Source organism: Bacillota bacterium (assembly GCA_013177945.1).
GTDB lineage: Bacteria > Bacillota > DSM-12270 > Thermacetogeniales > Thermacetogeniaceae > Ch130.
This window is the reverse complement of the sequence record JABLXW010000002.1, coordinates 1-24,835: the sequence shown is the minus strand read 5'-3', so window position 1 is coordinate 24,835 and position 24,835 is coordinate 1. Positions and strand designations below refer to the sequence as shown.

Annotated in this window: 19 protein-coding genes, 1 rRNA gene and 1 riboswitch; all 20 genes read right to left on the bottom strand. The window is 53.9% G+C overall.

Features of this window, described 5'->3' with window-relative positions; translation table 11 throughout:
• Positions 1 to 12 precede the first annotated feature (12 nt).
• Positions 13 to 2,517: a PglZ domain-containing protein gene (locus tag HPY58_01925; protein ID NPV28416.1), complete on the bottom strand. Its 2,505-nt coding sequence runs from the start codon at positions 2,515 to 2,517 to the stop codon at positions 13 to 15.
• Positions 2,518 to 2,538: 21 nt separating this feature from the next.
• Complete coding sequence (locus tag HPY58_01920) at positions 2,539 to 5,361, bottom strand: AAA family ATPase (GenBank protein NPV28415.1); 2,823 nt, start codon at positions 5,359 to 5,361, stop codon at positions 2,539 to 2,541.
• 19 nt (positions 5,362 to 5,380) lie between these two features.
• A complete protein-coding gene (gene pglX, locus HPY58_01915) occupies positions 5,381 to 10,057 on the bottom strand; it encodes a BREX-1 system adenine-specific DNA-methyltransferase PglX (GenBank protein ID NPV28414.1) in 4,677 nt (1,558 codons plus the stop codon).
• Positions 10,057 to 13,683: a BREX system P-loop protein BrxC gene (brxC, locus tag HPY58_01910; GenBank protein ID NPV28413.1), complete on the bottom strand. Its 3,627-nt coding sequence runs from the start codon at positions 13,681 to 13,683 to the stop codon at positions 10,057 to 10,059. The genes pglX and brxC overlap by 1 nt, the downstream gene beginning before the upstream one ends.
• Before the next feature lie 25 nt (positions 13,684 to 13,708).
• Positions 13,709 to 14,251: a hypothetical protein gene (locus HPY58_01905; GenBank protein NPV28412.1), complete on the bottom strand. Its 543-nt coding sequence runs from the start codon at positions 14,249 to 14,251 to the stop codon at positions 13,709 to 13,711.
• A gap of 25 nt (positions 14,252 to 14,276) precedes the next feature.
• A complete protein-coding gene (locus tag HPY58_01900) occupies positions 14,277 to 15,089 on the bottom strand; it encodes a DUF1819 family protein (protein ID NPV28411.1) in 813 nt (270 codons plus the stop codon).
• Between the two features lie 40 nt (positions 15,090 to 15,129).
• Positions 15,130 to 15,591, bottom strand: coding sequence for a hypothetical protein (locus HPY58_01895; protein NPV28410.1), 462 nt, complete (start codon positions 15,589 to 15,591; stop codon positions 15,130 to 15,132).
• Positions 15,592 to 15,747: 156 nt separating this feature from the next.
• Positions 15,748 to 15,897, bottom strand: coding sequence for a hypothetical protein (locus HPY58_01890; protein NPV28409.1), 150 nt, complete (start codon positions 15,895 to 15,897; stop codon positions 15,748 to 15,750).
• Between the two features lie 249 nt (positions 15,898 to 16,146).
• Entirely contained in the window at positions 16,147 to 16,674 is a 528-nt protein-coding gene (locus HPY58_01885; protein NPV28408.1) for a hypothetical protein, read from the bottom strand.
• 78 nt (positions 16,675 to 16,752) lie between these two features.
• On the bottom strand, positions 16,753 to 17,511 hold the full coding sequence (locus tag HPY58_01880) for a YebC/PmpR family DNA-binding transcriptional regulator (GenBank protein ID NPV28407.1): 759 nt from the start codon (positions 17,509 to 17,511) through the stop codon (positions 16,753 to 16,755).
• A 24-nt stretch (positions 17,512 to 17,535) separates the two neighbouring features.
• Positions 17,536 to 18,282: an NAD(+) synthase gene (nadE, locus tag HPY58_01875; GenBank protein ID NPV28406.1), complete on the bottom strand. Its 747-nt coding sequence runs from the start codon at positions 18,280 to 18,282 to the stop codon at positions 17,536 to 17,538.
• Positions 18,283 to 18,337: 55 nt separating this feature from the next.
• Positions 18,338 to 19,084, bottom strand: a complete 747-nt coding sequence (locus tag HPY58_01870) for a UPF0280 family protein (GenBank protein ID NPV28405.1) — start codon at positions 19,082 to 19,084, stop codon at positions 18,338 to 18,340.
• 20 nt (positions 19,085 to 19,104) lie between these two features.
• Positions 19,105 to 19,512, bottom strand: a complete 408-nt coding sequence (locus HPY58_01865; GenBank protein NPV28404.1) for a 4Fe-4S dicluster domain-containing protein — start codon at positions 19,510 to 19,512, stop codon at positions 19,105 to 19,107.
• Positions 19,513 to 19,526: 14 nt separating this feature from the next.
• Positions 19,527 to 20,735, bottom strand: a complete 1,209-nt coding sequence (locus HPY58_01860) for a hypothetical protein (GenBank protein ID NPV28403.1) — start codon at positions 20,733 to 20,735, stop codon at positions 19,527 to 19,529.
• A gap of 95 nt (positions 20,736 to 20,830) precedes the next feature.
• Positions 20,831 to 20,945, bottom strand: a riboswitch (SAM riboswitch).
• 88 nt (positions 20,946 to 21,033) lie between these two features.
• Complete coding sequence (gene tatA, locus HPY58_01855) at positions 21,034 to 21,231, bottom strand: twin-arginine translocase TatA/TatE family subunit (protein NPV28402.1); 198 nt, start codon at positions 21,229 to 21,231, stop codon at positions 21,034 to 21,036.
• 71 nt (positions 21,232 to 21,302) lie between these two features.
• Complete coding sequence (locus HPY58_01850) at positions 21,303 to 21,497, bottom strand: CooT family nickel-binding protein (GenBank protein ID NPV28401.1); 195 nt, start codon at positions 21,495 to 21,497, stop codon at positions 21,303 to 21,305.
• Positions 21,490 to 21,915 carry a DUF3842 family protein gene (locus HPY58_01845; protein ID NPV28400.1) on the bottom strand — a complete coding sequence of 142 codons (426 nt, stop codon included), beginning with the start codon at positions 21,913 to 21,915 and terminating at the stop codon, positions 21,490 to 21,492. The genes HPY58_01850 and HPY58_01845 overlap by 8 nt, the downstream gene beginning before the upstream one ends.
• A 19-nt stretch (positions 21,916 to 21,934) precedes the next feature.
• A complete protein-coding gene (locus HPY58_01840; GenBank protein NPV28399.1) occupies positions 21,935 to 22,456 on the bottom strand; it encodes a cysteine hydrolase in 522 nt (173 codons plus the stop codon).
• Positions 22,457 to 22,537: 81 nt separating this feature from the next.
• The gene (locus HPY58_01835) at positions 22,538 to 24,490 is read right to left on the bottom strand and encodes a glycogen debranching protein (GenBank protein NPV28398.1); all 1,953 of its coding nucleotides are present in this window, start codon (positions 24,488 to 24,490) and stop codon (positions 22,538 to 22,540) included.
• Between the two features lie 221 nt (positions 24,491 to 24,711).
• Positions 24,712 to 24,826 (bottom strand): 5S ribosomal RNA (gene rrf / locus HPY58_01830).
• Between the last annotated feature and the right edge of the window lie 9 nt (positions 24,827 to 24,835).

Genomic DNA, 24,835 nt, shown 5'->3' with positions numbered 1-24,835 from the left:
TTAACCTCTCCCCTATAGCCACTCATCCATTTCTACTTTCAATACCACCTCATGTTGATCGAGGATTTCTTCATCATCGGCGTCTATTACCTGGACATACACTTTTGAACCAAAAGCCGCCGTCGCCCCCCCTACCGGTCTTAATTCTACAACCTGTGCCTCTCCACCAGGTTCTAAAGTACAGACAGTTTCGGCCTTGAAAAGAACCTTGCCACTGCCAGGGTCCACAATTTTGACCATTACTCGGCGAGCAAGCAGATTTGAATCCGGTTCACCGAACAGATTGCGGTGGTACTCCACACCGCCGGGCGATACAGTAAAACGCGGTGCAAGCGAGGTGACTTCGGCAACGGATTTAAGAACAGCCGCTACTTTCTTGCCCTTCTTCGGCCATCGTACAATAACAACAGGGATAATGAGTTCCTGCAGGGTGGCGCCCCCGTGGAAGAAACCCAGCCCTCCATAAGTCTTGAAGGCATTTATACTCCGGGGAACCAGGCATTCAAGATCGCTCCCTGGCACCGGCAGCCGGACGGCAGACGAATGTCTAAGACCATATCCTACGACTGCCCGGCGGGAAGTCCAGAGAGCCTCCCCCGTAGGTTTACTCTCTATTTCGTCCTTCTCCGGCTCCCAGTGAAAGAAGCCATGGTCTGTCACGATAATCACCGTATTAAAACCGATAGAACGCAACCGTCGGATGGCTCTTGCGTATCGTTCAACGTACTCCTCTACCCCAAAGGTCTGTAAGCGCCCTTCATGGCCTTCCGTATCAAAACTGTCCCCGAAGACAAAGACGAGGCGGCCGACCTCCTTCGGTCCAGGCGGTTCAGGGTTAAAAACCTGCGACATAGTAAGAAAAGCTTTTTCTTTAAGTTTAAAGTTAGCACGCAACCAGTCATGGCGTTTTTCAGCAATCGTGAGGTCCCCTTCAAAACCATTAACGGTAACCTTCCAGGGAATCGGTGCCTTTCCAGGCTCGATGCTGATGTGAATAAGCTTGGGGTTTACCGGAAGGGCAAAAGGCATTCCGAGTGCGGTAATTGAAGGTACCGGTGCGCGTGCCGGTAGAACCTCCGCCCGTAGTGCCGGCTCGCCGCGATTGAGCGCCGCAGCCAAAGCACAACCCAGATCATACCGCAAGGCATCGAGTACCACAACCGCCGTCGGATCCTTCTGTTGAAGGAGAGGAAGGAGAAGCTCGCCGGCATAAGGTAAGCCAAATCCGGCGTCGCCGTGCCGGGCAAGAAGCTCCGAAAAGGCGGTCCCTACACGATCCAGGTGACGGAGGTATGCCCGGCGCAACCGGTCCCGGACGGATACGAGCCCGCCGTCGAAGTCCGACGCTTCCCTGAATAAAACCTCTCCCGCTTGATCAACCTGCCAGCCAACGGTCTTGTACCAGTTCACGGCGTCCCCTGGTGTTTGCCATTCCTTCTCGATATTCGACTGTTCTAAAAGCAGGCTGGCCGTCTTTGCCAAAACCGCAAGCTCGGCCCATCCCACTTTGCGCTTAGCCCGGCTGCTCCAGAATGATTCCGCATGGGCAAGATAGTAAGGGAGTTTCTCCTCCAAATACTGCGCCAGTTCCTGAAAATCTTCTTTCGAAGCAAGAAGATTTATTTCTCTTCGGAAAAGCGTTTCTTCCACAGCGTGAGACGACAGTGGTCCGGGAGAAAGGCTCAACCGCTCGGCCCAGTAGGCAAGCGATGTTGTCCCATCGGCCTTAATCGATATCTCCTCGAAGGAATCCATATACTCGACATGGTTCCGCCAGCGTTCCAGGAGTTTTAGCGCCCGCTCCCGGGCAGGCCCGGCTTCAATTATCCGGTCATCTTCCCCCGGTGGGCTTGCCGGTACCCGATGCGCCGCTTCCGTACAAAGAAGCCGCGCCACAGCCCGAATCCTCCAACTATCGGCATCTTCTGTTGGAGCAGGCAAGCCGAAGTCCTCCTGCACGCGGCGCACAAATACGGGGTAACGATAACCGTCAAGGAAATCGTCAAAGGGAGCCCCATAATGGGCTAACACCTTTAGTACGAGGTCGTCGTCCACCAGAGTTTCTTTAACCCCGCTGCTGGATAGGTTCTCCTTCCAGTGTAGAAGAGGCATGTCCACCCACTCTCTTACGTGAGCGGGTAAAAAGGAACGTATGCCTGTCTCCTGATCTCGGGGTATCTCTACCCCGAATTCCGCTAAAGCGCTAAGCAGGCTTATCTCGCGTATTTCGGTGGCCTCAAGAGCAAAAACTTCGAAGTAAGTAACCTCTCCCCGGCTCTTGGGCAGCCATACCACCCGCGGCACTCTTGGCTCGGTGTAGAACCGGCCGCGGATGATAAGTTCGTGCTCTTCGTCCGCCCAGAGCTCAAAGGTACCCTCGGCAGCCGCTACAAGCAATTCCCGCCACTCCCTCTGGGGGTCGCACCAGATAACAAAGGGCGGCGGAGTAACCTTTTTATTCAACACCCGCATAATCTCGCTGCGGAGCCACTCACGGAACGTTAGAGCTGCTGTCACTGGGAACACCCCTGATTAATTCTAGAACCCATATTTTTCAAACCGCTTCCGAAAGGCATCTTCGCTGCCTTCCATAATTTCCTTTACAGCGTCACTTACTGACACCTGATCCAACGCTCCAAGTGCCCTAATTATTCCACGATTATTACGTGCTTCGAGGGCAATAATTAATTCGGCATCAGCATTAACAGGTATGTTGGCGTTATGAGTTGCCACGATGATCTGACGCTGGCTTCTACTAACTGTAGCTCCACCTGAATTCTTACCGGAGAGTTCCCTTAGCATGGGAACAAGTTCCCGGTAAACAAATTCGTTATCTAAATCGTCCTCAGGTTGGTCGATAATCGCCGGCACATTATCCGCCGCCAAAAGAAGCGCCAGAATAGCTGTACACCGTTGTCCAACCGACAGACCTTCCTCTAATTCACCAACCTCAGAACCATCCTGGCGATATAGCTTTATTCGGACCCTGTCGGGTATCCGCTCCATCCTGAGGTTGGTAAGAGTCTCATGATTCATCCATTCTAGAAGCGCCTGTACTTTGCGATCCCGGCTACTCCAAGGGCATCCCGGAACTTCCTTCCCTTCCCGAAGCGCCTCAACCCAGGAACGCAGTATTTCTGTAGGTAGTTTAGGAGAATCGGCAGTTCGACTCGCCCTGAATACTTCCCAGACGAACCCGTCCCACTCTTCATCGCTAATTCTACGGCGATCTTTCAGAAAAGGCTTCATCTTTTCAAGAAACGCTCTATCATCGCCGAAAGGCTCGATTACAATTGTGACAAACGGCTGGTTGTTGCGGGTTTTTGGTACTTTTCCCATTAGCTGTTTGGCAACATTAATACGTATTTCCGTTTCTTTCTTCCATATCTCCTGAAGCTCAGCAATCTTCTTCTCCAATCGGTCACGCGCACTTTTTACTTCTTCGAGCCGTTTCTGAAGACTTTTTAGTTCGTCTTCCTTCTCCCGGAGTTCCTTCTGGTAATTCAGATACTGGTCCGGGTCTGCCCCAAACTCAGTCAGTTGTTGCCGCAACTCATTGTACCCCATCTGGGCAGCTTCGTATTTTTTTCTCCACTCCTGTACCGACTGGCCGTACAAAATGGCATTAATGTTACTTTCGAAATCTTTAAGTACACTACCAACGGAACTGTGTAATTTTTCGATATGCAAACTAACATCTCTAACTATGTTACCAACCAAGTCCTTGTTAGGAGTTTCTGGCAAATCACTGCTGATAGCCTGGGCAACTGTTGCTATCTGTTCTGAAGCCTGCCGAAGTACATTTGTAACATCCGATGTATGTGTCTTGATTTCTTCGAACAATTTTTCCTCAACAAGGAAACCCTTCCATTGAGCAAGAGGCTCCTCCAGTTTCTTAAGACTTTCTAGGCGAACCTGTAATTCGAGAAGTTCAGTTTTGAGTATCCTCTCTTGCTCCTCTATGGCAAGTTGAGACACAATTTGCTGACTAAGCTGCCTAATTTCAGTAACAATCTCCTCGGCCTCTCGCTTAAGTTTGCTCAACTCAGATCGGGCAAGTTCATGTTCATCAATCAGTTGGGTGCGAGCGAAGCGATCCTCAGAAATTGAATAGATTTCCCGCTGACTGAAAATACGTACTGGAAAGAATCTGGCTATATCGGGAACAGGTGAACCCTCGGCGACCTCGGGAAGATTGCCTCCTTTTGATTCAAGTATCCACTCCTGACCGTCTTTTTCCAAAGAGATACGGATAAGGGTGTCATCTGTAATGGTTTCCCGAAGTTTCTCAAAGTTCTTTTTTGCTTCTTCACCAGTTGGCTCACCTTTATTCAGAGCGATCCTTAGATATTCGATCAAAGTAGATTTGCCGCTGCCACGGCCACCAATCAAGGTATTAAGGTTATGACTGAACTCGACCTCCTGATCCCCCAAAAACTTTGCCCCGCGAACGATGATCCGGCGGACCTTCGGATGAGTATACTGGTCTTCAGGACGTGTAGGCCCGAACTGAATACGCGACCCGTGGTCTAAGAAAGCCTGCCGGAGAGCTTCTATTGAGGGGTTACTCATTTTAATCCACGTATATCGGTACCCAATATAGTTTTCGGCACAATCACTTACTTGTAATCCTTTAGCATCAGATGACATAATGCATGCTATTGGGCGCGTCCTTCTCCATGCCGGATCACAATCTGTCCCCGCACGAAGTAACCGCTGCCAGCCGCTGGACATTTCCGAAGGAGGTCTCGGAACCTCTATGCACAGAAGCTCTGGATTTATGAACTCCTCCCGTTGCAGCCAATCAGCAATTCTATCATTATCGAAAATACCTGCATCGCTTTGGGAATGAGGGCAAATCACAATACCCTGCAGTTGACCATTATCAGCTTTGCGCTGTATGATCTCCAAAATTTCGGGTAATCGCTTAGTCGATGCATGAGGCCTATGGCCGTCAAATCGCGGATAAGGAACACCGCATTGGGTAAGCAAATGATCGATGGTGTCAAGATCGCAGTCCGGCGACATAAGTACAAGTATGTGGCACCCTCTGCCCACGTCAGCCATGAATTCGAAGCCTGGAAAAACAGTTATTTTGTAGCCGAACTCAGGCTTAAGCTTTTCAATCGCTTTATATAGCAAAGGGATAAAATTCTTCGACGCAAAATTGTGATCCGTGATTCCTATCACTTCTAATCCGGCTTCGTAACAGCATTTAATATAGACCTCAGCAGCCTCCTGCTCATCCTTAAATGATTCCAAAGGCGGACTTGACCAATGTGATAGATCTACAGGCGTATGCATATGCAGGTCACACTTATAAAAGCGTGCACCGCGATAATCACTTGAGTAGGAACCCATAATACTACCTCCCTTTTTTTTATACCGGCCACCAGCCGGGGCGGGGAAGTTTGCCTTCGCGGCACCAGCGGCGTTCGTCGGCCCGCCAGACAGCGCGGTCGGCGATGGCCTTGTCCTGGTCTTTGGCGGGCAGGACCTCCGATGCCAGCAACCCGGCTTTCTGCAGCGGTGCGATATTCACCCGTACACCGTCGTTAATATCCGGGGCGTAGCGCCGCTCCTGCGCCAAGAATTCAGCCGGTGCCGCCGGGGTGGTAGCGTGTTCGGTCAGGCGGCAGAACTCATCGTAAATCGGCAGGGAGAGCCCCCACTCTCGCCAGGTGTCCAGGTCAGGCGGTAGCCAACCGGTCATCTTACGCGCCAGTCGGGCGGCTAGACGGTCCTGGTCATCAAAGCGGGGCGGCTTCAATCCCGCTTCCTTAGCCTCTTTACGCCGCTGGGTCTTCCATTGTTTGAACGCTTTCTCCCAAGCGGTATAGGCCAGCGCCAGGGCATCCTTAATGATTCTCTCCCGTTCCTTAAATACCGTTTCTCTTAAGGCGTTTGCATCAGGCAGTGGATCCGACGGGTTCACTTTCATCTGAGGCGCCACTTTTGCGCAGTGGTACGCAAGGCAGGTTATTGCCTCCTCCAGCGGCTCTGCCAGTTCGCTGCTGATCGCGCGCGCCTCTTCCTTCCATTCCGGCAGCACTGCCCCGGCTGCCTCCGATGCCCGCGCAAGGTAGGCGCGGGTCAAAGATTGAAGGGCGTCATCCGTAACTACCCGGCTGAGCGAAGGGGTAGTGAAACCTTCTGCCGCGACCGCCTGCAGCTTTTGCTCGAAAGCCTTCAGCTCTTCGATCTGGCGTTCCAAGAGAAGTCGCCGTCCCTCCTGGTCGGGCGTCCGCCTCTCCACCCGCTCCAGGTTGTGGAGCTCCGTTTCGAGGCGCAGGCGCAAGGGGCCGACGTACTGGCTGCAGAGCTTAGGGAGGAGATCGGCACCGAGTGCGTGGTAGTAAACCAGGCAGGAAAAGGCCGGGGTACGGTTGAGAGAAAGTCCTTTGCGCCTGCTGCGCATCACTTTTTCGTTGTTGTTGGGCCGGCTTTCAATCTGCCAGGCGATGGGGCGCTTCTTGAACTGGGAGGTGTGGTGCTTAAAGAAGTCTTTAGCCAGCCATTCTTCTAAGGGCTTACCCATAATCTCCGCGAATTCCCGCTCGATGGCCGAGACGCGTTCTTCCCCAAAGTCGGCAGCGATCCGCTCTCGCACCCGTTCGATGAGCGTGGGCTTACCCGCGCCTTCGGTGAGCGGAATGATGCCGTCTGGCTCGGCCCACTCCGGCACCGGCTCCCCGGCCTCGATTTGCTTCGGCCAGCGGTGGCCCAAAAGACGCAGGATCATCACCGTGAAGTAATCCGTGGTGTAGCGGCGCAACTCCGGGAGGCAAACCACGCCTTCTTTTTCCCGCAATTCCTTCAGGAGCCAATATACCGAAATCGGGTGGATCTCCAGCTTGACGGAGAGTTCTTCCAGGAACGTTTCGGTGGGAATGGGGATGCGGGCGCCCAGGACAACCTTGTTTTCCTCGTCTTCATTGTCTTCGCTAACAGCTTCGTCGTCATCAAAGGGTTCTTCTTCCTCCACTTTAGCGCCCGGCCCGGCTTCGTAAAGCGCCCGCAACCGCCGCTTCAAGTCTGTCAGTTCCTCCGGCGTCAGTGTGCGGCGCTCGTGGTTTTTAAGGTATTCGATCACTTCCGGCGGAATCTCCGGCAGACCCTCCGGCAACTCCGGCAGGGCATCGTAACCGGCGATTAGCGGAAACCAACCGGCGGGAGTACCGGTTTCGGCGAGAATGGACTGCAAGGAGTTGTCAGTAAAAACATCGTACAGCTTCATTACATAAAGTTCGTTCAAGCCTTCGGCAGTATGAAGCAAAGAAGAAACTGCACCTAGATACCTTTCAAAATCAGACAGATACATTTTAAAACTTCCAAAACATGATCTACAGTCCCCGTAGAGGTAGGTATCTGGTTGACTAAAACTTCGTTCGCAGAGTGATAGAGAAACTATCTTCTGTTTCATATTAAGGCAAAACTGTGAAATTCCCCAATCATTAGAGATAGAAAAAAGAATTGGTACCCTATTTACTTGACTAACTTCAAAGCAAAGAGAAGGACTAATAGCTCGAAGCAAATAAGTCACTACACGCGAGTTGCCGATACAGAATATAGTATTTTCATGGATATTATCAATAACAAATATCATCGGTCCTCTATGACCAAAGATTGCATTACCATCAATATAACGTAAGGCAAAAGAACCACGAGCAGTGCCTGTATATGTATAACCCTGACGAAAGTAGTATTCGGGATTGCGAATGACCGCACTTTTTACGTTACGAAGTACAGAACCACCATAATCCCATCGGATGGAAAATAGATTAAGCCCAAACCATTTAGAAAAACCTCCCCCTTTGCAGAAAGGAAACCATCTATGAGCATTGCAAGATGGACACTCCCAAAAGTAGCGTAAAAATCTGTTGTCGTCGGCTGTGGCTAAGCCTTGTTTTACCTCAGCTACATCTTCTATTAAAGGCCTTGCTTTCAAAATTTGAAAAATTCTCTCCCCTAACCAAAAGACTATGGGGGTATTTGGTATTGCCAAGAAGCCGCTTTGTTTCGTTCTACTGACGTCTCCTTGCCCCGCTGTCCCTGTTTGCAGCAACTCGTCCTTCTCCGCCGCGCTCTTCGGTCCCACCAGGCGGAAGGCTGTGAGGCGGTGCTCCGGCGCAGGCGGGGTTTTGGCAAGAACAAAAAGCACAACAAATGCACCTGCCGCCGAACTATCATCAAAGGCGTGTTCACCCAGATGCGCCAGCGTCTCGATGGTGGTGGCGCGCAAAAGACCCGGGAAATCGCCTTTTGGCCCCTTCTTCAGCTTCTCATCGTCCAAGGCCCGTAAGTCGGCAAAGGAGCGCAGGAACATCCAGGACTGCTGGGTGACCATGGCCACCCGGCCGCCTTCAGCAGCCAGTTGCAGGCAGCGGAGGATGAAGGCGGCGTAGAGGTCGCGCTTGCCGGGCGCGTAGTTTTTCTGTAGATACTCCTTGAGCAACGGCCCCATGTTCTTGCTCCCCATATAGGGAGGATTGGTTGCCACCACGTCATAGCGGCGGGAGAGAAGATCGAAAAGGGTCAGCCCTTTGGCGGCTGCTGCACCGAAGAAGCGGGCAGAGAGGTCGTCAGCGATGATCTCCTTCTCTATATACGCGCGAAAACGTCCGAGGGCATCCGCGTGTAACTTCTGCCACCAGGGGTCATGCCGCAGGCTGCCCGGAGGCCTGCCGATTGCTTTTTCGTGCTCCCGGCGGATCGCGTCGAGGGCTTCGGCAAACTGCTCTTCGATCTGAACGAGCGTTCCGAGTTCGGCAGCGCTGCTTAGCGCCCGGAAGATGCTCTCAAATGCAGACCGGAATTCAAGGATAACAGAACCCCGTTCCAGCGTACCAAGGAACTCCTCCAGGTACTGTTCTCCTTTCGGCAGCCGGATGTTGGTGGCCACCAGGTTCACCCGCCGGGGGGCAAAGTCCGGCGCTTTCTCTTTGGCCTTCATATAAAGGGCCAGCGCCGCGATCTGGACGGCCCGCTCGTCAATGTCTATGCCGTAGAGGTTGTTCTCGAGGATGGAAGCGCAAATGGCCGCCGGCTCCGTAATCTCCCCTTCTTCCAGGTACATCGCATAGAAAAGATCGAAGGCTTCGAGCAGGAAGTGGCCGCTTCCTACCGCCGGATCCAGAAAGGTGATCTCCCGTATCGGCTTCCTGGTAACCGCAGCCCGGTCGGCCTCCTTTACGTAATAAGGCCACTTTTCATAAAGCCGCGAATTTGGGTACATCCCCATCCAGAGGGCACCGAGCGAGTTCTGAACTAAGAATTTAACCATATAGGGCTCGGTGTAAAGCTGGGTAACCAGAATGATGTCGGCGCCTTCGATCTTAAATCCTTTTCGGGTGCGAAGGGTTTCAAAAATCCGGTCCTTTTCTTCGGTATTCCAGTACTGGTAGGCCCAGCCTAAGGCGTCCGGCGCGGTGAAGATTTCTTCCACCGCAGGCTCGCAACCCCGCACCGTCTCCGTCCCCGACAAGAGGGCAAGGCAGCGTCGGAGGGCGGCAACCGATGGGCGCAAAGCCACCCCGGGCGCCGCCGGGTCAAAGAGCAGTGGCAACTCTTCTGCCAGGCGTGCAAAGGCGTCAAACAAGACGGCATAAAGCCCCTCGTCTTCCCCGGCGCACCGCTCGGGGGCCCGGCGCACCAGGCGGTAGTGTTCAAGCGAGCGCCCGCCGTATTCCTTCTTTTGCAGAACCACTTCGTCAATTATTCCCCGGGCTTCGAGACAACGAAGGGCCAGGAGCCGGTTGGCCCAGGTATAGGCTGACTCGCGCAGGAACTCTTCCACGACGCGCGCCTGGGAAACGCCGGCTTCTGCCTTGGCCGCAACATAGGCCTCCACCACCCGGCGCGCTTCCTTATCCTCCGGCGTGAGGTGAGAAAGCCCGGCAGCCGGAGCAGGCGGCCGGTCCTTCCTGATGCCGATTGCGGCCAGGCGCCGCTCAAGGTCGCCAGGCTGCCATTCCCCGCGCCCGTTGAAATATCCTTCGAGAATGTGCCTTATCTCCAGCGTGATTGCGCGGAGCGTCTTTTTCAGGTTCGGATCCATCAGGAGAACTCCACCTCGCTGCCCTCGTCAAGGAGTTTCCGCACGTGGTCATCCAGCCGCTTCAAGGCTGCCGCCCACTCTGCTGCGGTGCGAACCCGGCTAATCCCGGCCACCTCCGCCACCCGTACTTTCCGGACCGGCTTCTGTGGAGTCCCGCCAAGCGCCGTTGCCCGTTTCCCTGCTTCTTGATCGAGCCTTCTCCCTGCTTCGGCAATTAACTGGCGGGCCCGCTCGGGCAAAGCCGCCACGCGGACCGGGTTCTTTTCTCCATCAAGCGCCGCCAGAAATTCGTCCAGCGGCTGCCTGAGATCCCCCACCAGCTCTGCGGGAAGGCACCTGGCCGCAATTTCCTCGGGCAGCCGCACGAGCGCCGCCTCAATCTCTCCCCGCGCCTCTTCACGCCACCCGGCAAGAAGAGAGGAAAGCTCCAGCGCGGCAGCAGCCTTCGCGTCCTGGATCACCTTCCAGATCTCGGGTTCGGCAAAGGAAGCCTTTTTCCGCGCGGTCATAAAGTTCTCGACGAAGGATCGCAAAACGCCCGTGTCCGGCAGGCGGTGTTCAATTGCCTGGAGTTGATCGGCAAGGTCCTTGGTCTCACTGAAGACCTTGCCCCATTTTTGCTGGAAGGTGGCGAGTTTCTGTATAGCTATAACGCCTGACTCGAGAACTGCCGACCGGGCAAAGATCTCGTTGACACGGTGAACCGGGTTGCCGAGGCCTAAAATTTCGATTATGGCCTCGACCCCTCTTTTAAACTCATCTGGCAGGGGAAATCCTGCCGGCTCCGCCCAGAGTAAAACCCGTTCGGCCTGGGATCGTAGCTGCCTGCCGAATTGCTCCATCGCCTGGTGCAGGGCCGCGGGAGTTTCATCAATCTTACGGACGCCGGCAAGCTTGATTAGAAGCGTTCGCACCGCCATCAGCACATCGGGGTCTACTTCCGTTTCCTCCAGAATAAGCTCGCATTTGTCAAAGTTACGGCTAACCCGCAGAAGATCCTGCAGTTCGGGGTCGGCTGGGTTGGTATACGGCTTCTTATTACTGAGGATTCTTACCGCACCCGCCCGTACCAGCGCGGCTACCCCGATGCGGACTGCGTTGCCGTCCCACCCGTAGGGCGGCTGAACAAACTCACTAATCAGGTCTTTCCCGAGAGTTCGTTGCTTTGTACTCTGACGCTTGGCCAGATAAAGCCTGATGGCATCAACCAAAGGGCAATGGAGGTCGAGTTGCCCAGACTGATCATAGAGCTTGAGGTTGCGGATGTCTTGACCGGGCGTTTTCGTGCCGCTAAGAACTTCAAGAATAGCTTTTTGTTCCTGGTTGACCCGGACCGGCACCCGGTCGTATTGCGGGTAAAGGGTTGGCCAGTACAAAGCCAATTCCTCGCGAATCGCCTCTCCCGGTGTCTGGCCCGGCTTGGGGTTGAGGGCGCGGCTCGACCCGCGGAAGACAACCCTTGCGTGTCGCAGCCCCTCCCGGATGCCGTCCTGGACCCTCCGGCGCAGCTTCTCCAGGTCGTTGGACTCCCGGTCTGAGGCGAGCCTATGTGCTTCATCGGATTTGTGCGGATCGCCCTTCCAGTTTTTAATAACCTCGCGCATCGCGATATACCGGTTGAGGTCCTGGTCGAACCCCGGAATACGGTCACACAGGATAAAGATCGTCTGCTGTTCCTCCGGGCGAAGGCTCTGGTCTTCGAGATCAATAACCTTAATGCCTCCCAGAGCAGCCAGCGGCGAAACAACGCGGACCTCAACAAAACCTTCCCTGGTTACGGGCGTACCGTCGAAAGTTATCCGCACAGGAAACTCGGCACCTTTATAGGGAACCGTGGCAAAGCCCAGAACATCGGTGGTGGCGAAATCCCTGAGTCCTGCCTCCCGGTCCGGTTGCCTTAGTTCCGCGGCCGTTGCGGCCACCTCATCTTCAAAAGTGCGGCGAACGCCGGTGAGAAACTCGTACTCCTCCCCAATGCGCGCCACCATTTTTGCCTTCTGGAGTCGCTCGAGTTCCGGCCTTATCCGCGCCGCAATCGCAGCGATATCGTCATCCACCGATTCAGCGAGTAGCCGGGCCAGGTTATCGATAGTTCGTGGTAAATAGGTAATGCCTGAAAGAAGGTAGAGCACCTCTGCGACGCGCCGGGTCAGAAGGGTGGCCCCCGGAACGTCGGTGGTGATCAGCTGGATCTCCCGCCGGACCTCGGGGTTGATTTCGGCCGCCTCGAGATTGGCATAAACCTCGTCAAAAGAAACCACCCGTCCCACCGGAGCTTCAAGGTATCGCCCACGACCGGTGCGCAGGATATCCTGAGTGATAGCGATCAGCGTCCGGGTAGAACCAGATAACTGCTCGCCCCGCCCGCCCTGAGTACGAAGGCTCTTCACCACTTCCGGAATGAGGTGGGTCTGATAGGGGAAGAACGGATAGGTATCCACGAATTTTTCTAAGGTACACTCGGGCATTAGCCTGCCTTCCATCCGCAATTGGCCCAGGTCCCGGATAATGCCGGGAGCACTGTTGTAGACTTCTACCAAAGCTTCCCGCCCGGGGAGGTTTTTCCTCAAAAGCCGGTCTTCGAGTACGAGTTCTATGTTCTCGGTAGTCAGGACAAATTTAAACCGGAAGCGGCCCTCCATCTTTTTCATATCCGCCTGTAGAGCGCGGGCATTTGCGTACACCGAAGCCATATCTTCATGGGTGGTAACGAGAACCCAGATGCGACCCTGCCCCTTTTCAGCCGCTTCTTCCACGAACGCCTGAAGCTGGGCCAACCGCCCAGCGTCGTCTTCAATCCATTGACCGGATTCATCCAGCACCAACACCAGACGGCAAGGCTTTCCTGTGGCCTTCTCTGTAATCGCAAGATCCTCAAGAATCGTGCGAACAAAAAACTGAACGTTGTAAAGTTCGCCCTTCTCGGCATTTTTCAAAGCCTGTAATACATCCTCCGGGCAGGTAAAAACGTCGGGCGCCACCTCGCAGGCAGCAGCATAGAGGTGCCTGGCGTAAAAGTTAAGGTTCTGCTGAACCTCCGGCCAGGGCTTCCCCACCCGCCTTTCCACGGCCGTGTGCAACTCGCTCAATTGGCCGCGTTTGTCCAGTTCTGCCTCTATTACCCGGGCGTAAACCAGATTGGAACTATACCCTTTGGAAAGGTAATACTGGGAAAGCAGCAGCCGTGGAAGGGGCGTGGCTTTGCTATCAGCCAGCGTATTAATATTGAAGGCCAACACCCGGGAGGAGCACCGCTCAAGGCGGGCCAGGCTCCGCAGGATAGAATCCCGGCGCGGCGCACCCGGCGGAATACGGGCTTCGAAGCGCTGGGCCGCAGAGTGTCCCACAAGGGTTCTGTTTTCTACAAGTAAGGCTAGAATCTTCGCCAGGTATGACTTACCAGAGCCGAAGTAGCCCGAGATCCAAACACCGATTTCCGTAGTGGCAGTATAGAAGGTATCTGTATAGTGTTCCAAAAAGTCATCTATGTACCGTTCGATAGCAGGCGTAACGACGTAACTCCCAATTTCGTAAGCAAGCTTATCTTCGTTTTGGACCTCACTGACTTTGATAACCGGGTCAATTTTCTCTTCAACCCTTGTTTGAAAAATGTCCTTAATCAGCATCCTGCCACCCGCCCCTATTTATCAACTAAAGAATGTCACCCCGGTACATAAACTCGTCGCGCCTGTTTAGAAACGAGTAGGTTCGCGCCTCCCTCAACGTCCCCGGCACGAGGACCACCACGGGCCCGTCCAAAGTACTTTGCCCGCTTTCCCATAACGCCTGCATTACCGCCCGCGGGCCACTAGCGGGGTAAAGCGCAGCCAACCTTTCGAGACTGATAACCAATTTCCCGGAGGCCGGCGCGCGGCTCGCTTCCCTTACTGCCGAAACTGCTGCGGTCACCCACATCCGTCCCAGTTCAGCTTCCGGATCGGCGCCCGGCATAGGGTCCTCAATAGCCGCAACAATATTTTGAACGCCGAGACCCTCGACAACGGCCATAGTTACTGCAAGCAGATCAACACTTCTAACTTCGAAATCCGGTTGCAACGTCCCGGAAAGCCCCCGCCATTCCCTTAAGACAGCTAACTCAGCTTCCGGCGGATAGACGATTACCAAAAAAGGTGCCCCCGTTTTCCGCCCGATGTTATCATAATGAGAGCGAATGCGTTCCAATGCCTCCCGCAACTTCCAGGACCAGTCGATCAAGCTTTCACCGCCAATCCACCGGAAATTCTTTGGCTTCAAGTATTACAGTCTGGCCTGCGCGCTCATAGCGAAGCCGCCCTTGTTGGGAGAGCTCAAGGAAGGCAACACCGACATCGCTTTCGCTCCAAAGAAAAAGCTTCCACGCCGGTGCCTCCAGAACGGTACGGCCTTTCAAACCTTCGGCGGTCAGGATTAAGAACAAATGGTAAGCCGTTTCGATAGGAACCGGTGGCTTTTGAATGTGCTTCTGTTGCACCCCCCGGAGCAACCCAAAATCTCTCAGGGAGGAAAGAACGTTTGACGCTACTTTATTTCGGCTGCTCTCGCGCCACCGCTTAATTTCCGGATATTTCTCTCCTGCCGCATCTAGAAAAATTAAAACCTCCCCACGATTTACGTGGGTTAACCCATTGTACCACTTATCCCAAAGTGGGCCGGTAACAAAATCAAAAGTGAGCCGGTCACGCAGTGCAAAGTGAAGGTAGAGCAGGGACAAAAAGCGGGGTGTCGAAGGATTGCCTGCCGCAGCCGCTTTTGCAAGTTCCGTAACAACCCACGGCGGCATATTAGCAAAATAGCGGCGGTGCAAGGCCCGCCAAATCGTCCGGCGTGTTTCGAAGGATTTCTTGGGTATGAGACTCCCGTTTAACACCGCGGTCCTCACTTGTGGTATCGACATCCCTTGGCTGAGGGCTTTGAAAACCAGGTGAGCTTCTTTAACAAGAGCCCCGGCTGACGTATGTCGCGCGGAATAATGAGGTAAAGTATCCCTAAAGGGTGAATTACAGTATCGTACTGATAAGTGATCGCTCTTCAACTGCACCCATCTCCTGGATTAAAGGTGTCTCATATGAACGTTATTTGAGCAAGTCAAACCGGTTCTTGTAGCAATCGAATACTGGCCGGGGAACCACGGTACCATCCGCTCTGATATTACAAAAGTTGATGCTGTAGCGGCCTTTATTTCGGCCGGTTTTATTTTGCCGCGCGACTTTTACGAGCTCTATAGACGGCACAACCCAAAAGGCGTTGGCCTGTTCGGAATAGAAAATGAAAAAATAGTTAGGGCGGGGGGCCGGGATGTCTAACGGGACAAACCGGCCCGCGTTTTTCGGGTTACAATCCTTCGACCGCGCCTTAACCTGGATTTCCAAGTAGTCCGGTATACCATTCTTCTCGCGGCGGATTACACAATCTATGCCCTGGTCGTCAACAAGCGTCTGGTAGACGTCGAATCCCCGGCGCAGGAGTTCCGCAATCACCACGTACTCCTGCCGCTTGCCGAAAGACGCTGTATCCCGGTAACTGCGGGTTGCCATCTTTTAAAACCATCCCTTCAACCCTCATTCCTTGTAGAATTTTACATTCGTCCCTTCGCCTTCGCCACAATCCATTCCAAAGATGAAGGGTAACGAAATACCTTTTTCATCCTTTTTCATCCTTCGTGGTCCCGCTGTGAGCGGCAGGGGCAACTCCTACAAACTCTCAAGTTTCCCAACATCCGCCCATCTTCTCCATAGGCCAGTTGGATCAGTTTCGATATCAACGCTATCCTCCGTGGCACGCGTCACCTGTAAACTTTGTAGAAATTCGGCAAACTCCGCCAATTTTCCTTCAACAATCAAAGCCTCCTCATCGTTAATCAGTCACACCGCCAAGCGCTAAATACAAGGAGAATATACTCGCCGGAATCTCGAAAAGGAAATAGGAAAATAGAGGCCGTCCGGGAATATCACCTTAAGAACTTTACGGAGACCAGGCATGAGGGCAATGAATCTTCCCTATCAAAGGAGCAAATTTTCTTCTCCGGCCGCAAAAAGCAAAAACCACCAGGGAAATCCTGGTGGAAAAGAAAGTGGCTCTTTCAGCATTGCTCAGGCATTGCCCGCACCTTCGTCAAGGCTGTCCAGAATCTGGAGCAAGGCCTCTTCATTCGGTAGATCAAGCCTCCCTGCCCGGGCCCTCTTCTGGAACTCCGGAGGCAGGGTTGAAATTCTGATTTTTGTAACCCTGACAACCCCTCCGTTGACCCCGGCAGGCCCCTGAATAACCGCCAGAAACCCCCCTTTTTCTCCCAGGTGGGTCTTTTTCCGGCAGACCGGGCAGAGCCCCTGCTTCGTTCGGGTAAAAACCAGACCGCCTCCGGTAAACTTTGAACGCCACCCCTCCCTGGGGGGATACACCTGCTGCAAATCGATAAGAGCCAGCCCCTTCTTTCCTGGCAGAACGGCAGGGAACTCTACCTCGTGGCGGCACAAAGCATAAGCGGTTCTGGCAGATATTTTCGTTTCAGGAGCAAGGGGGCGCCGCAGGGTTACCTGCTCTTGCAGGAGGCGCAAACTACCGGCCACTGCAACAAGGATAAATCCGTATAAAAGAACCCGATACCCTTTACTCGACATCGCATCAGCCCTCACGAGATGGTTTTACTCATAAATATTTCCAGCAGGCCGGTAATTATGTATGAATTTTTTAAATTTTTACTGCTCTAACCGGTCCATAAGCTCTTCCGGAATATCGAAATTCGCATAAACGTGCTGCACATCGTCATGGTCCTCCAGCACATCCATCAGCTTCAGGACCTTTTCCGCGGTCTCGGGATCGGTAATCGGAACCGTTGTTTTGGGCACCATCGTCACTTCAGCAAGTGAAAACTTCACTCCCCGCTCGGTGAGAACAGCCTTCATCTTTTCCAAATCCTGGGGTGCAGTCACCACTTCGATGGTGCTTCCCTCTTCTTTCACATCTTCGGCACCCGCCTCGATCAAAAAGAGCATCAGCTCCTCTTCGTCCCCGGGAATGTTCTCTTTCGGGATAACCAGGAAACCCTTCATCTCAAACATCCATGCCACGCAGCCTGTTTCTCCCAGGCTTCCGCCGTGCCTGGAGAAGAGGTGGCGGATCTCCGAGGCCGTCCGGTTGCGGTTGTCGGTCAAAATCTTCAGGAGGAGGGCAACGCCACCTGGAGCGTACCCTTCATAGGTAACTTCTTCGTAGCTTTCCCCTTCCATCTCCCCTGTCGCCCGCATAATCGCCCGGTTGATGTTTTCCATCGGCATGTTCATTTCCCGCGCCCGGGCAATCGCGAGCTTCAGAGCCTGATTCACGTTGGGATCTCCGCCTCCCTGCCGGGCCGCGGCAACGATGGCGCGCCCCAGCTTCGTAAAGAGGCGCCCCCGCTGCGCGTCGACCTTTGCCTTCCGGTGCTTAATGTTGGCCCATTTGGAGTGACCGGCCATGAGATCACCTCGCAAAGCAAGTTTTTAAAAAGGGGGAACAGGCGGGAGCCTCCTTTTATGTTCGCTGCGCCGCTTCATTTCTTCGATTTTTTCTTTTGCTTCTGGAGGTGCTTCACCCTCTAAAAGATAACGGTCGAGCAGAGCGTAGGAAATTCCCATTTCCCCTTCGTCCGTTTGATTTTCCCACAATCCGGCGCTGGGCGGCTTTAAAATGATCCGCTCCGGCACACCAAGGTAAGAAGCCAGCGCCCTGACCTGACTTTTCACGAGATTGCCCAGGGGAAGAAGATCGACTCCCCCATCTCCGTACTTCGTGAAATACCCCACCGCAAGCTCGCTCCTGTTGCCGGTTCCCACCACAAGATAATTATTCAGATTTGCGTAGTAATACAAGACCAGCATGCGCAGGCGGGGCTTCAGGTTGGCAAGGGCCATCCGGCAGAAGCCGGTTTGGGCTTCACCTGGAGGGGGATCCAGATTCGCCAGCAAGCAATCGTAAACGGGATCCAAAGGAATCACCTTTTTCTTCAACTGAAAGGTTTGCGCGACGAGTTCGGCATCCTGCAGGTCCCGGGGGTTGCTGTGGCAGGGCAGGATGAGTGCCAGCGAGGTATCGGGATAGGCCCTCCTGCACAAGGCCCCGACCACCGCAGAGTCAAGACCGCCGCTCAAGCCGAAAACCACCCCGGCAGCTCCGGCTTCCTCTCCCTTTTTTCGGAGCCAGTCCACCAGCAATCGGGCCAGCTCTGCCTCCTTAAACTGCTCCCGCATCCAATCCGACCCCCCAAAAAATTTTAACAGAACTTAATATTCCATGCAATTTTCCTCAACCAGAGAGGGGAACCAGTTCGATCTTCCCCAGTGCACCGAGTTTGTCTCCCTGAATTACCACCGCACCCAGGACCCCCCGGATCTGACAGGCAAAGTTAAGGGCAGCCGGAAAATCAGCCGCGGTTTGAACCCTGTTGCCCAGGGCGGTGGCCACGGCATCTGCCAGGGCCGCTGTCGAACCCACCACAACCGCAGCATCGGCGCGCCCAAAACTCAAGGAGGGCCCCACCGTCCCGGAAGAGGTGCAGATTCCATAAAAGCCGGGGGAAGGCCGGACGAGCAGCCCAACCCTTTCCGAAAGGGGAGAGGCACCCGCAAAAATTCCCACCGTTCTGGGAGAGAGGGCCTTTAAAAAAATATCCCCCCCGTTTTCCACGATCACTTCCTCCACATAGCGAAGGAGCCTCCGGCCGACCACCTCCGCAATTGCTCCGGCAACGGCAGCCATCGGGCCCACTCCGGCCCGGGCTGCGGCAGCGGCCATCATCCTTGCAAGCCGGGGAGCCTTCGGACTCACGGGATAGGGCTCAAGAGCCCGGCCGAATTCGGGGTCCCGGAGCAGAAACTCCTCCAGTTCGCGCCGGCATTCGTTGAGCAGAGAAAGGGCAACCCCCGGCAGTTCAGGAACGAAGCTGGCCCGGTCAACGCTGATCAGCAAGTCAGATTCCTTAGAACAAACATGAAAAGAAACCAGGCCCCTCCCCCTGACCCGGTTTCGGTAAGTTCTTTCCAGATACTCCATCTCCGACCTCTGCAAGCATATTAAAAACGCACTTCTACAGCCCGGGCCATGCAAACATCCAAACAGCTTTCACATACAATGCACCTCGAGCCGTCAAAATGAACCTCCATCTCCGGACGGGTCAGGTAAAGAGCACCGGTCGGGCAAAAAGAGGTGCAGGCCCCGCACTGCAAACAGCGCTCAGGGTTCCAGGCAATGGTTCCGCTTAAAGGCTCGATTTCCACCCCCAGGTTCCTTAAATATTCCAGGCCCCGGTTGTAGTTTTCGGAATCGCCGCTGAGCTCCAGAACTACATACCCTTCCTTGTGCGGGTTGATATCGGCCTTGAGGATGTTAATCACAAGGTCGTAGTCTTTCACCAGACGGTAGATGATCGGCTGGTCCACAATCGCCGAAGAAAACCGCAGCACTTTTTTTTCGACAACCAAAACAAAAACCCTCCTCAACCGTTATTCTTTTTTTCTTTCAAACCTTTAATCGTGATCCCCGCCTCCACCCCGGGCAGCAGCTGGACAGGTTCGGTGAGCAGGAACCGCCCGCTCCTGATCCATTCTTTTAAAATCCGGGCGATTTCCCGCGCCTTAAAATAGCTGGAAAGAGGAGTAGTCGGCACTTCCCTGCCGTTGATCACAATGCGGCCGGATTTGAGCTGGGCGTAGCTTACGCTCCCGAGCACTTCCCCGGTATTGTTCGGGTACGCGGAACTGTAGTCCACAACAGGAGCAAAAATGTCCTCATCCTTAACGGTTGTATAGAGAAGAATTTCTTCGCTTAAAATTGGAATCGGAATCCCGATTCCCACCGCCAGGCTTGTGCCGTAACCAAGGATGCTGGTCCCCCGGAGCCACAGAGGGCTCATCTGCTTGAGGTCGCCGATCACGGCCAGGGTCCCGGCGCCTGTTAGGGGAACGCCGTTCTCGCCCCTGGGAACGCCCGGGTTGTGCTGGGTTCCATGCCAGGCAACATAACCAACTCCCCCGCCGAGAAAGATTTTCGTTCCGATCCCGATCGTTTTATAATAAGGGTCGTTTAAAAGGGGGCTGAGCTGCCCCGCCGAGGAATAACTGGCATTCCCCAAATTCGGTTTGAGCACTCCCATATAAGTGTAGATGGTGCGGCTGGATAAATTAACGGCCACATTGTAATTCTGATAGGCATTCCGGGGGTTGAAGAGGATGGCCTCGTTCAGATCTGCCAGGGTGATCCAGGTTTCGATGCGGCGCCGCGGGTAGCAGTCCGTTCCGTAGCCCAGAGCCTCCAGCTTTACGGGTTTCCCGGCAACCAGGTCTTCGATGACATGGCCTCCCCCGTAAAGGAAGCGACCCGGGTAAACGCGGTTTTCGGGATCGCCCTCCGGGAGTTCGGTGGCGCCCAGGTATGCATCAACGGCGGCAATCCCTCCGTAGGCGGGGACCCCGTTTAAATAAATTTTCTTCATCTTGAGGCGAGGAGCAGGATGGCCGAAGTTCAAAAAGACGCCGCTGGAACACATGGTTCCGAAGGTTCCGGTAGTGACCACATCAACCTCCCGGGCCGCTTTCTTCACACCCTTTTCCGCCACAAGGTCGATAATCTCTTCTGCCGTAACAACAACGGCTTCCCCTCGCTTGATTCTGGCATTAATTTCTTCGTACGTTTTTTCAAAAGCCAACTTTGCAAGCACCTCCCTGCAGTTTCTCCTGCCTGCCAAATGCAAAAATAAAACCTCTTCCGAGAGAAGAGGTTTTACTGCAAATTATTCCGCCCCTCTTATCTCCCAGAACTTGACATTCTGCAGGAATTGGCACCGCCGTCCCGCCGTTATTCCGGGACCGGTTGCCGGGTTTCATTGGGCCCGTCCCTCCACCACTCTTGATAAGAGAATGCTTCTTTATTCAATTGACCGGTTGCCAACGCCTACGATAACACACAGAAGCAGGGTTGTCAAGAAGCAATTGCACCAAAAAAATCTACTTGTTCGGATTTGGGCTGGTTTGCGGCTCCTTGATAACCTCCTCCTGGTTGTCTTTTACCTCTGTTGTAGCCTTGCGAAACTCTCTGATCGTCTTCCCCAGGGATTTCCCCACCTCCGGCAGCTTGCCGGGTCCAAAGATGATCAGCACAATCGCAAGAATCGCAATAATTTCCCACGGCCCGACACTCGGCAGTAAACCAAACATGGACTTATCCACCTCCCATGTAAAAATTAATTCTCCCTTCCGGACCCGTTCCCTTTAAGCTATTTCTCAATCCTTTCCAAAATAATCTTGTGATCTACCAGAGCAAGCTCCTTGATCCGCGCTTCGAGAATCAGCTGGCGGCCGAAAATGTCCTGCAGCAGAAGCCCCCTTTCGTGCGGTAAAACACGGTCAACCCTCTCAAATACCAGTTCCTCCTGACCATTTTTCAAAACATAGGCATTCGCTTCACACATCTTGCCTGGCCTCCTTGATACTCTTGAGATGCTGAACCAGTTGCTCCACATAATGCGGCAGCGGTTCCTGCTTGACACCGATGATTTCAACCCGGTTTCTCCCGATTGGCAGCAAAATCTTCAATGCCTTGCTTTGCCCGATCGCTTCAGCCATGCGCGGCGTCACTTCTCCCAGCATGGCGTGGGCAACAAGAATGGAAAGAGACCCTACAATAACATCGACTTCAGAGACGGTCTGGACGACGGCGTTTTCCCCGGTTGCACCCTCGTTTGCACCGGCCCTCAGCATCAAAGTGGTAGCGGCGCTGTTTGTCCCCAGTGCTATTATTTCTACCTCCGCCCCGAATTCCCTCCTGATTTTTTCGGTAATGTGTTTTCCAATCCCGCCCCCCTGACCGTCAATTACGGCAATTTTCATGATAAGCCTCCTCGCCTCTTTAAATAACCCTTACCCCGAGGGTTCTCTCCATTTCTTGTAAGGCAAAATGGTGGGCCTTTTCATCGAAGGATGCAACACCTTCTTTAAGAACGGTTACTTTGTAGTTCCGCATCCGCGCCTCGGCAGCAGTATATAAAACGCAAATGTTCGTACAAACCCCAACCAGAACCAGCTCTTCGATTTTCCTTTCCCGCAGATAAAGGTCTAAATCAGTCCCATAAAAACCGCTGTACCTGCGCTTGGGAACCACCAGGTCCCCCGCCTGGGGCGCAAGCTCAGCGCAGACCTTGCCGCCTTCAGAACCGGCAAGGCAGTGGGGAGGAAACATTTCAAACTCGGCATCCCCCTCCCGGTGCTGGTCGCAGACATAAATCACCGGCCACCCCTCCTCCCGCGCCTTCGCCAGTTCCCGCGCGATCACAGGGATAATCCGGCGCCCCGCCTCGCCTACGTACAGGGCCCCCTGCTCCTGCACAAAATCGTTGAGCATATCAATAACTACAAAAGCCTTTTCCGCCATCCCGCACCCCCCAGTCTCGCGTCTTTATCGAGGATTAAACTTAAACAAAGAAACCGCGAATTCCTGCCCGGCCCCGTTTTTTTACTGCAAATCCTCAAGATAACACCTCAGCACTTCCGCCACCCCCCAGGCCTGAGCAAAACAGCCTCGCGGGGTGAAAGGCGGAGAACCGTCAAAGATCTCGGAAACCGTTCCAATCCCGTGGTCCCGGAGGTGATCCTTAATGGGTGCCAGAAACAAGCGAGCAACCTCGAGGCTTTCGGGAGAATAGTCATGAACCTTCCGGTAAGCGGTGATAAAATGCCCGAGAAACCAGCTCCAGACCGTGCCCTGATGGTAAGCCGCATCCCGCTCGACCTGGCCTCCCCCGTAGCGGCCTTTAAACTCGGGATCATACGGAGAGAGGCTGCGCAGCCCGTAAACGGCATACAACTCCTCCCAAACTCGTGAGACCACTGCCCGGGCCTCGGCACGCGTGAGAGGACTGAAAGGAAGGCTTACGGCAATCACCTGATTGGGGCGGATCCGGGCATCTTTTATTTCCCCGTCGATGACATCATAAAGGCAGCGTTCAACCTCATTCCAAAAACTGCTCCGGAAACTCGCGCGGACCTTTTCCGCCAGTTCACTGTATTCATCCCGTTCACCAAAAACTGCTGCGAGCTGTCCCATAAAGCGGAGCGCGTTATACCAGAGGGCATTCACCTCAACGGGTTTTCCTTCCCTGGGCGTCACCACCCAGTCCCCAACCTTGGCGTCCATCCAGGTAAGCTGCACACCGGGGCATTTCGCCGCAATCAAGCCGTCCCGGTCCATCTTGATCCCGAATTTTGTTCCCGCACGGTAGCTTTCTATGATTTTTTTCAGTGTGGGAAAGATTTGCTCTCTGATAAATCCGTAGTCCGCGGTATAGGCGAGAAACTTTTGAACCGCAAAGAAGTACCATAAAGGAGCATCTACGGTGTTGTATAAAGGCTCTTCCCCCGCATCGGGAAACATATTGGGGATGAGCCCATCCTTCTCGTAGGCCGCAAATGTTGCAAGAATTTCCCGCGCTTCTTGAAAGCGCTTTGTGCATAAAGTCAGGCCGGGCAGGGCAATCATGGCATCCCGCCCCCAGTCGCTGAACCAGGGGTATCCGGCAATAATGGTCCGCTTTCCTGTGGTCTTTCTCCTGACAAGAAAGGCATCGGCTGCAAGAACCAGCTGCTGGGCAAATTCATCCTGGTACCCCGCGACATCCAGAAGAGACTCCAGGCGCTCCCTTTCCCCGGCTTCCAGAGCGGCGTAATTAAAAGAAAACACCTCCTCTGTAGAAAGAACCACTGAGAAGTCCTCGGAAGATTGAGTATGAATTACGAAATAACCCGGAATGTAGTGGTCCTCAAGACAGGGAAGACCGCGGTACTCCTCGACGGCGTAATACATCCCCTTGTACCAGGAACTTTCCCTGACATAACGAGCCTGATCGCTGGCCAGATAAAAGGAGGGCGCCCCAGGGAAGGGTTCGATTTTAACCTGGAAATCCCTCACTTCCTGGCGAAAGGGCCAATCGTTTTCAAAGACCGTACCGTGGTAGTCCCGGCAGTTGACGAGCGGGAAAATTTTTAAAGCAACCCTCTTCCCGTGTTCGTTAATAATTTTATAATTAACTACCGTTGTATTCTGGCCGTAAATCATGAAAATTTTTTTAATGATGAAGATATCTCCAATCTGGTACGTATAGGTGGGGAAGGGATTGCGCTGGAAGCGCTGGAGGTGCCTGTACCCCTCCTGGGCGTAGCCACCATGGACCTGATTCGTGCCCAGAACAAACTTTTTATCTTCGACATATAAATCTTCATCCAGCTTCGCAACAAGCAGGCGCCGGTCCACCGGCGGCCTTAAGGATGCAATGAGGAGTCCGTGGTAGCGGCGTGTATTGAGTCCGATAATGGTGGAAGAAGCAAAACCCCCGAGACCGTTAGTCAGCAGCCATTCCTTTGTGGGTCCGATTTCGGGGTTAAGCTCACTCTTGCCAAAGGTAAACTCCATTCCCCCCATGACCAACAACTCCTTTAATCAAATAGATTATAAAATAAAAAAAGGCGGGCGTCCATTCGCCCTCATTGCCGGGCAAACCTTCGCGCCCCTGCGCTTCGTCTCCGGACCATGGGGGCAAAGGCAGGCTGGAACACCGGGCGAAGAAGCTTCGGCCCGGATAGAAGACAAAAGGAGTTCCTGGCGAACTCCTTTTGAACAATTGATTAAACTTTTCCTGGCAGCGGCCTACTCTCCCGGGGAGAACCCCAGTACCATCGGCGCTGGAGGGCTTAACTTCCGTGTTCGGGATGGGAACGGGTGTTTCCCCTCCGCACTTGTGCCACCAGGAAACTTTCA

Bases quoted from the DNA above. Each gene is read 5' to 3' on its own strand.
- HPY58_01920 (NPV28415.1), bottom strand. From the start codon at position 5,361: ATGGGTTCCTACTCAAGTGATTATCGCGGTGCACGCTTTTATAAGTGT.
- pglX (NPV28414.1), bottom strand. From the start codon at position 10,057: ATGGATCCGAACCTGAAAAAGACGCTCCGCGCAATCACGCTGGAGATA.
- brxC (NPV28413.1), bottom strand. From the start codon at position 13,683: ATGCTGATTAAGGACATTTTTCAAACAAGGGTTGAAGAGAAAATTGAC.
- HPY58_01895 (NPV28410.1), bottom strand. From the start codon at position 15,591: ATGGCAACCCGCAGTTACCGGGATACAGCGTCTTTCGGCAAGCGGCAG.
- HPY58_01885 (NPV28408.1), bottom strand. From the start codon at position 16,674: ATGTCGAGTAAAGGGTATCGGGTTCTTTTATACGGATTTATCCTTGTT.
- HPY58_01880 (NPV28407.1), bottom strand. From the start codon at position 17,511: ATGGCCGGTCACTCCAAATGGGCCAACATTAAGCACCGGAAGGCAAAG.
- nadE (NPV28406.1), bottom strand. From the start codon at position 18,282: ATGCGGGAGCAGTTTAAGGAGGCAGAGCTGGCCCGATTGCTGGTGGAC.
- HPY58_01870 (NPV28405.1), bottom strand. From the start codon at position 19,084: ATGGAGTATCTGGAAAGAACTTACCGAAACCGGGTCAGGGGGAGGGGC.
- HPY58_01850 (NPV28401.1), bottom strand. From the start codon at position 21,497: ATGTGTGAAGCGAATGCCTATGTTTTGAAAAATGGTCAGGAGGAACTG.
- HPY58_01845 (NPV28400.1), bottom strand. From the start codon at position 21,915: ATGAAAATTGCCGTAATTGACGGTCAGGGGGGCGGGATTGGAAAACAC.
- HPY58_01840 (NPV28399.1), bottom strand. From the start codon at position 22,456: ATGGCGGAAAAGGCTTTTGTAGTTATTGATATGCTCAACGATTTTGTG.
- HPY58_01835 (NPV28398.1), bottom strand. From the start codon at position 24,490: ATGGAGTTTACCTTTGGCAAGAGTGAGCTTAACCCCGAAATCGGACCC.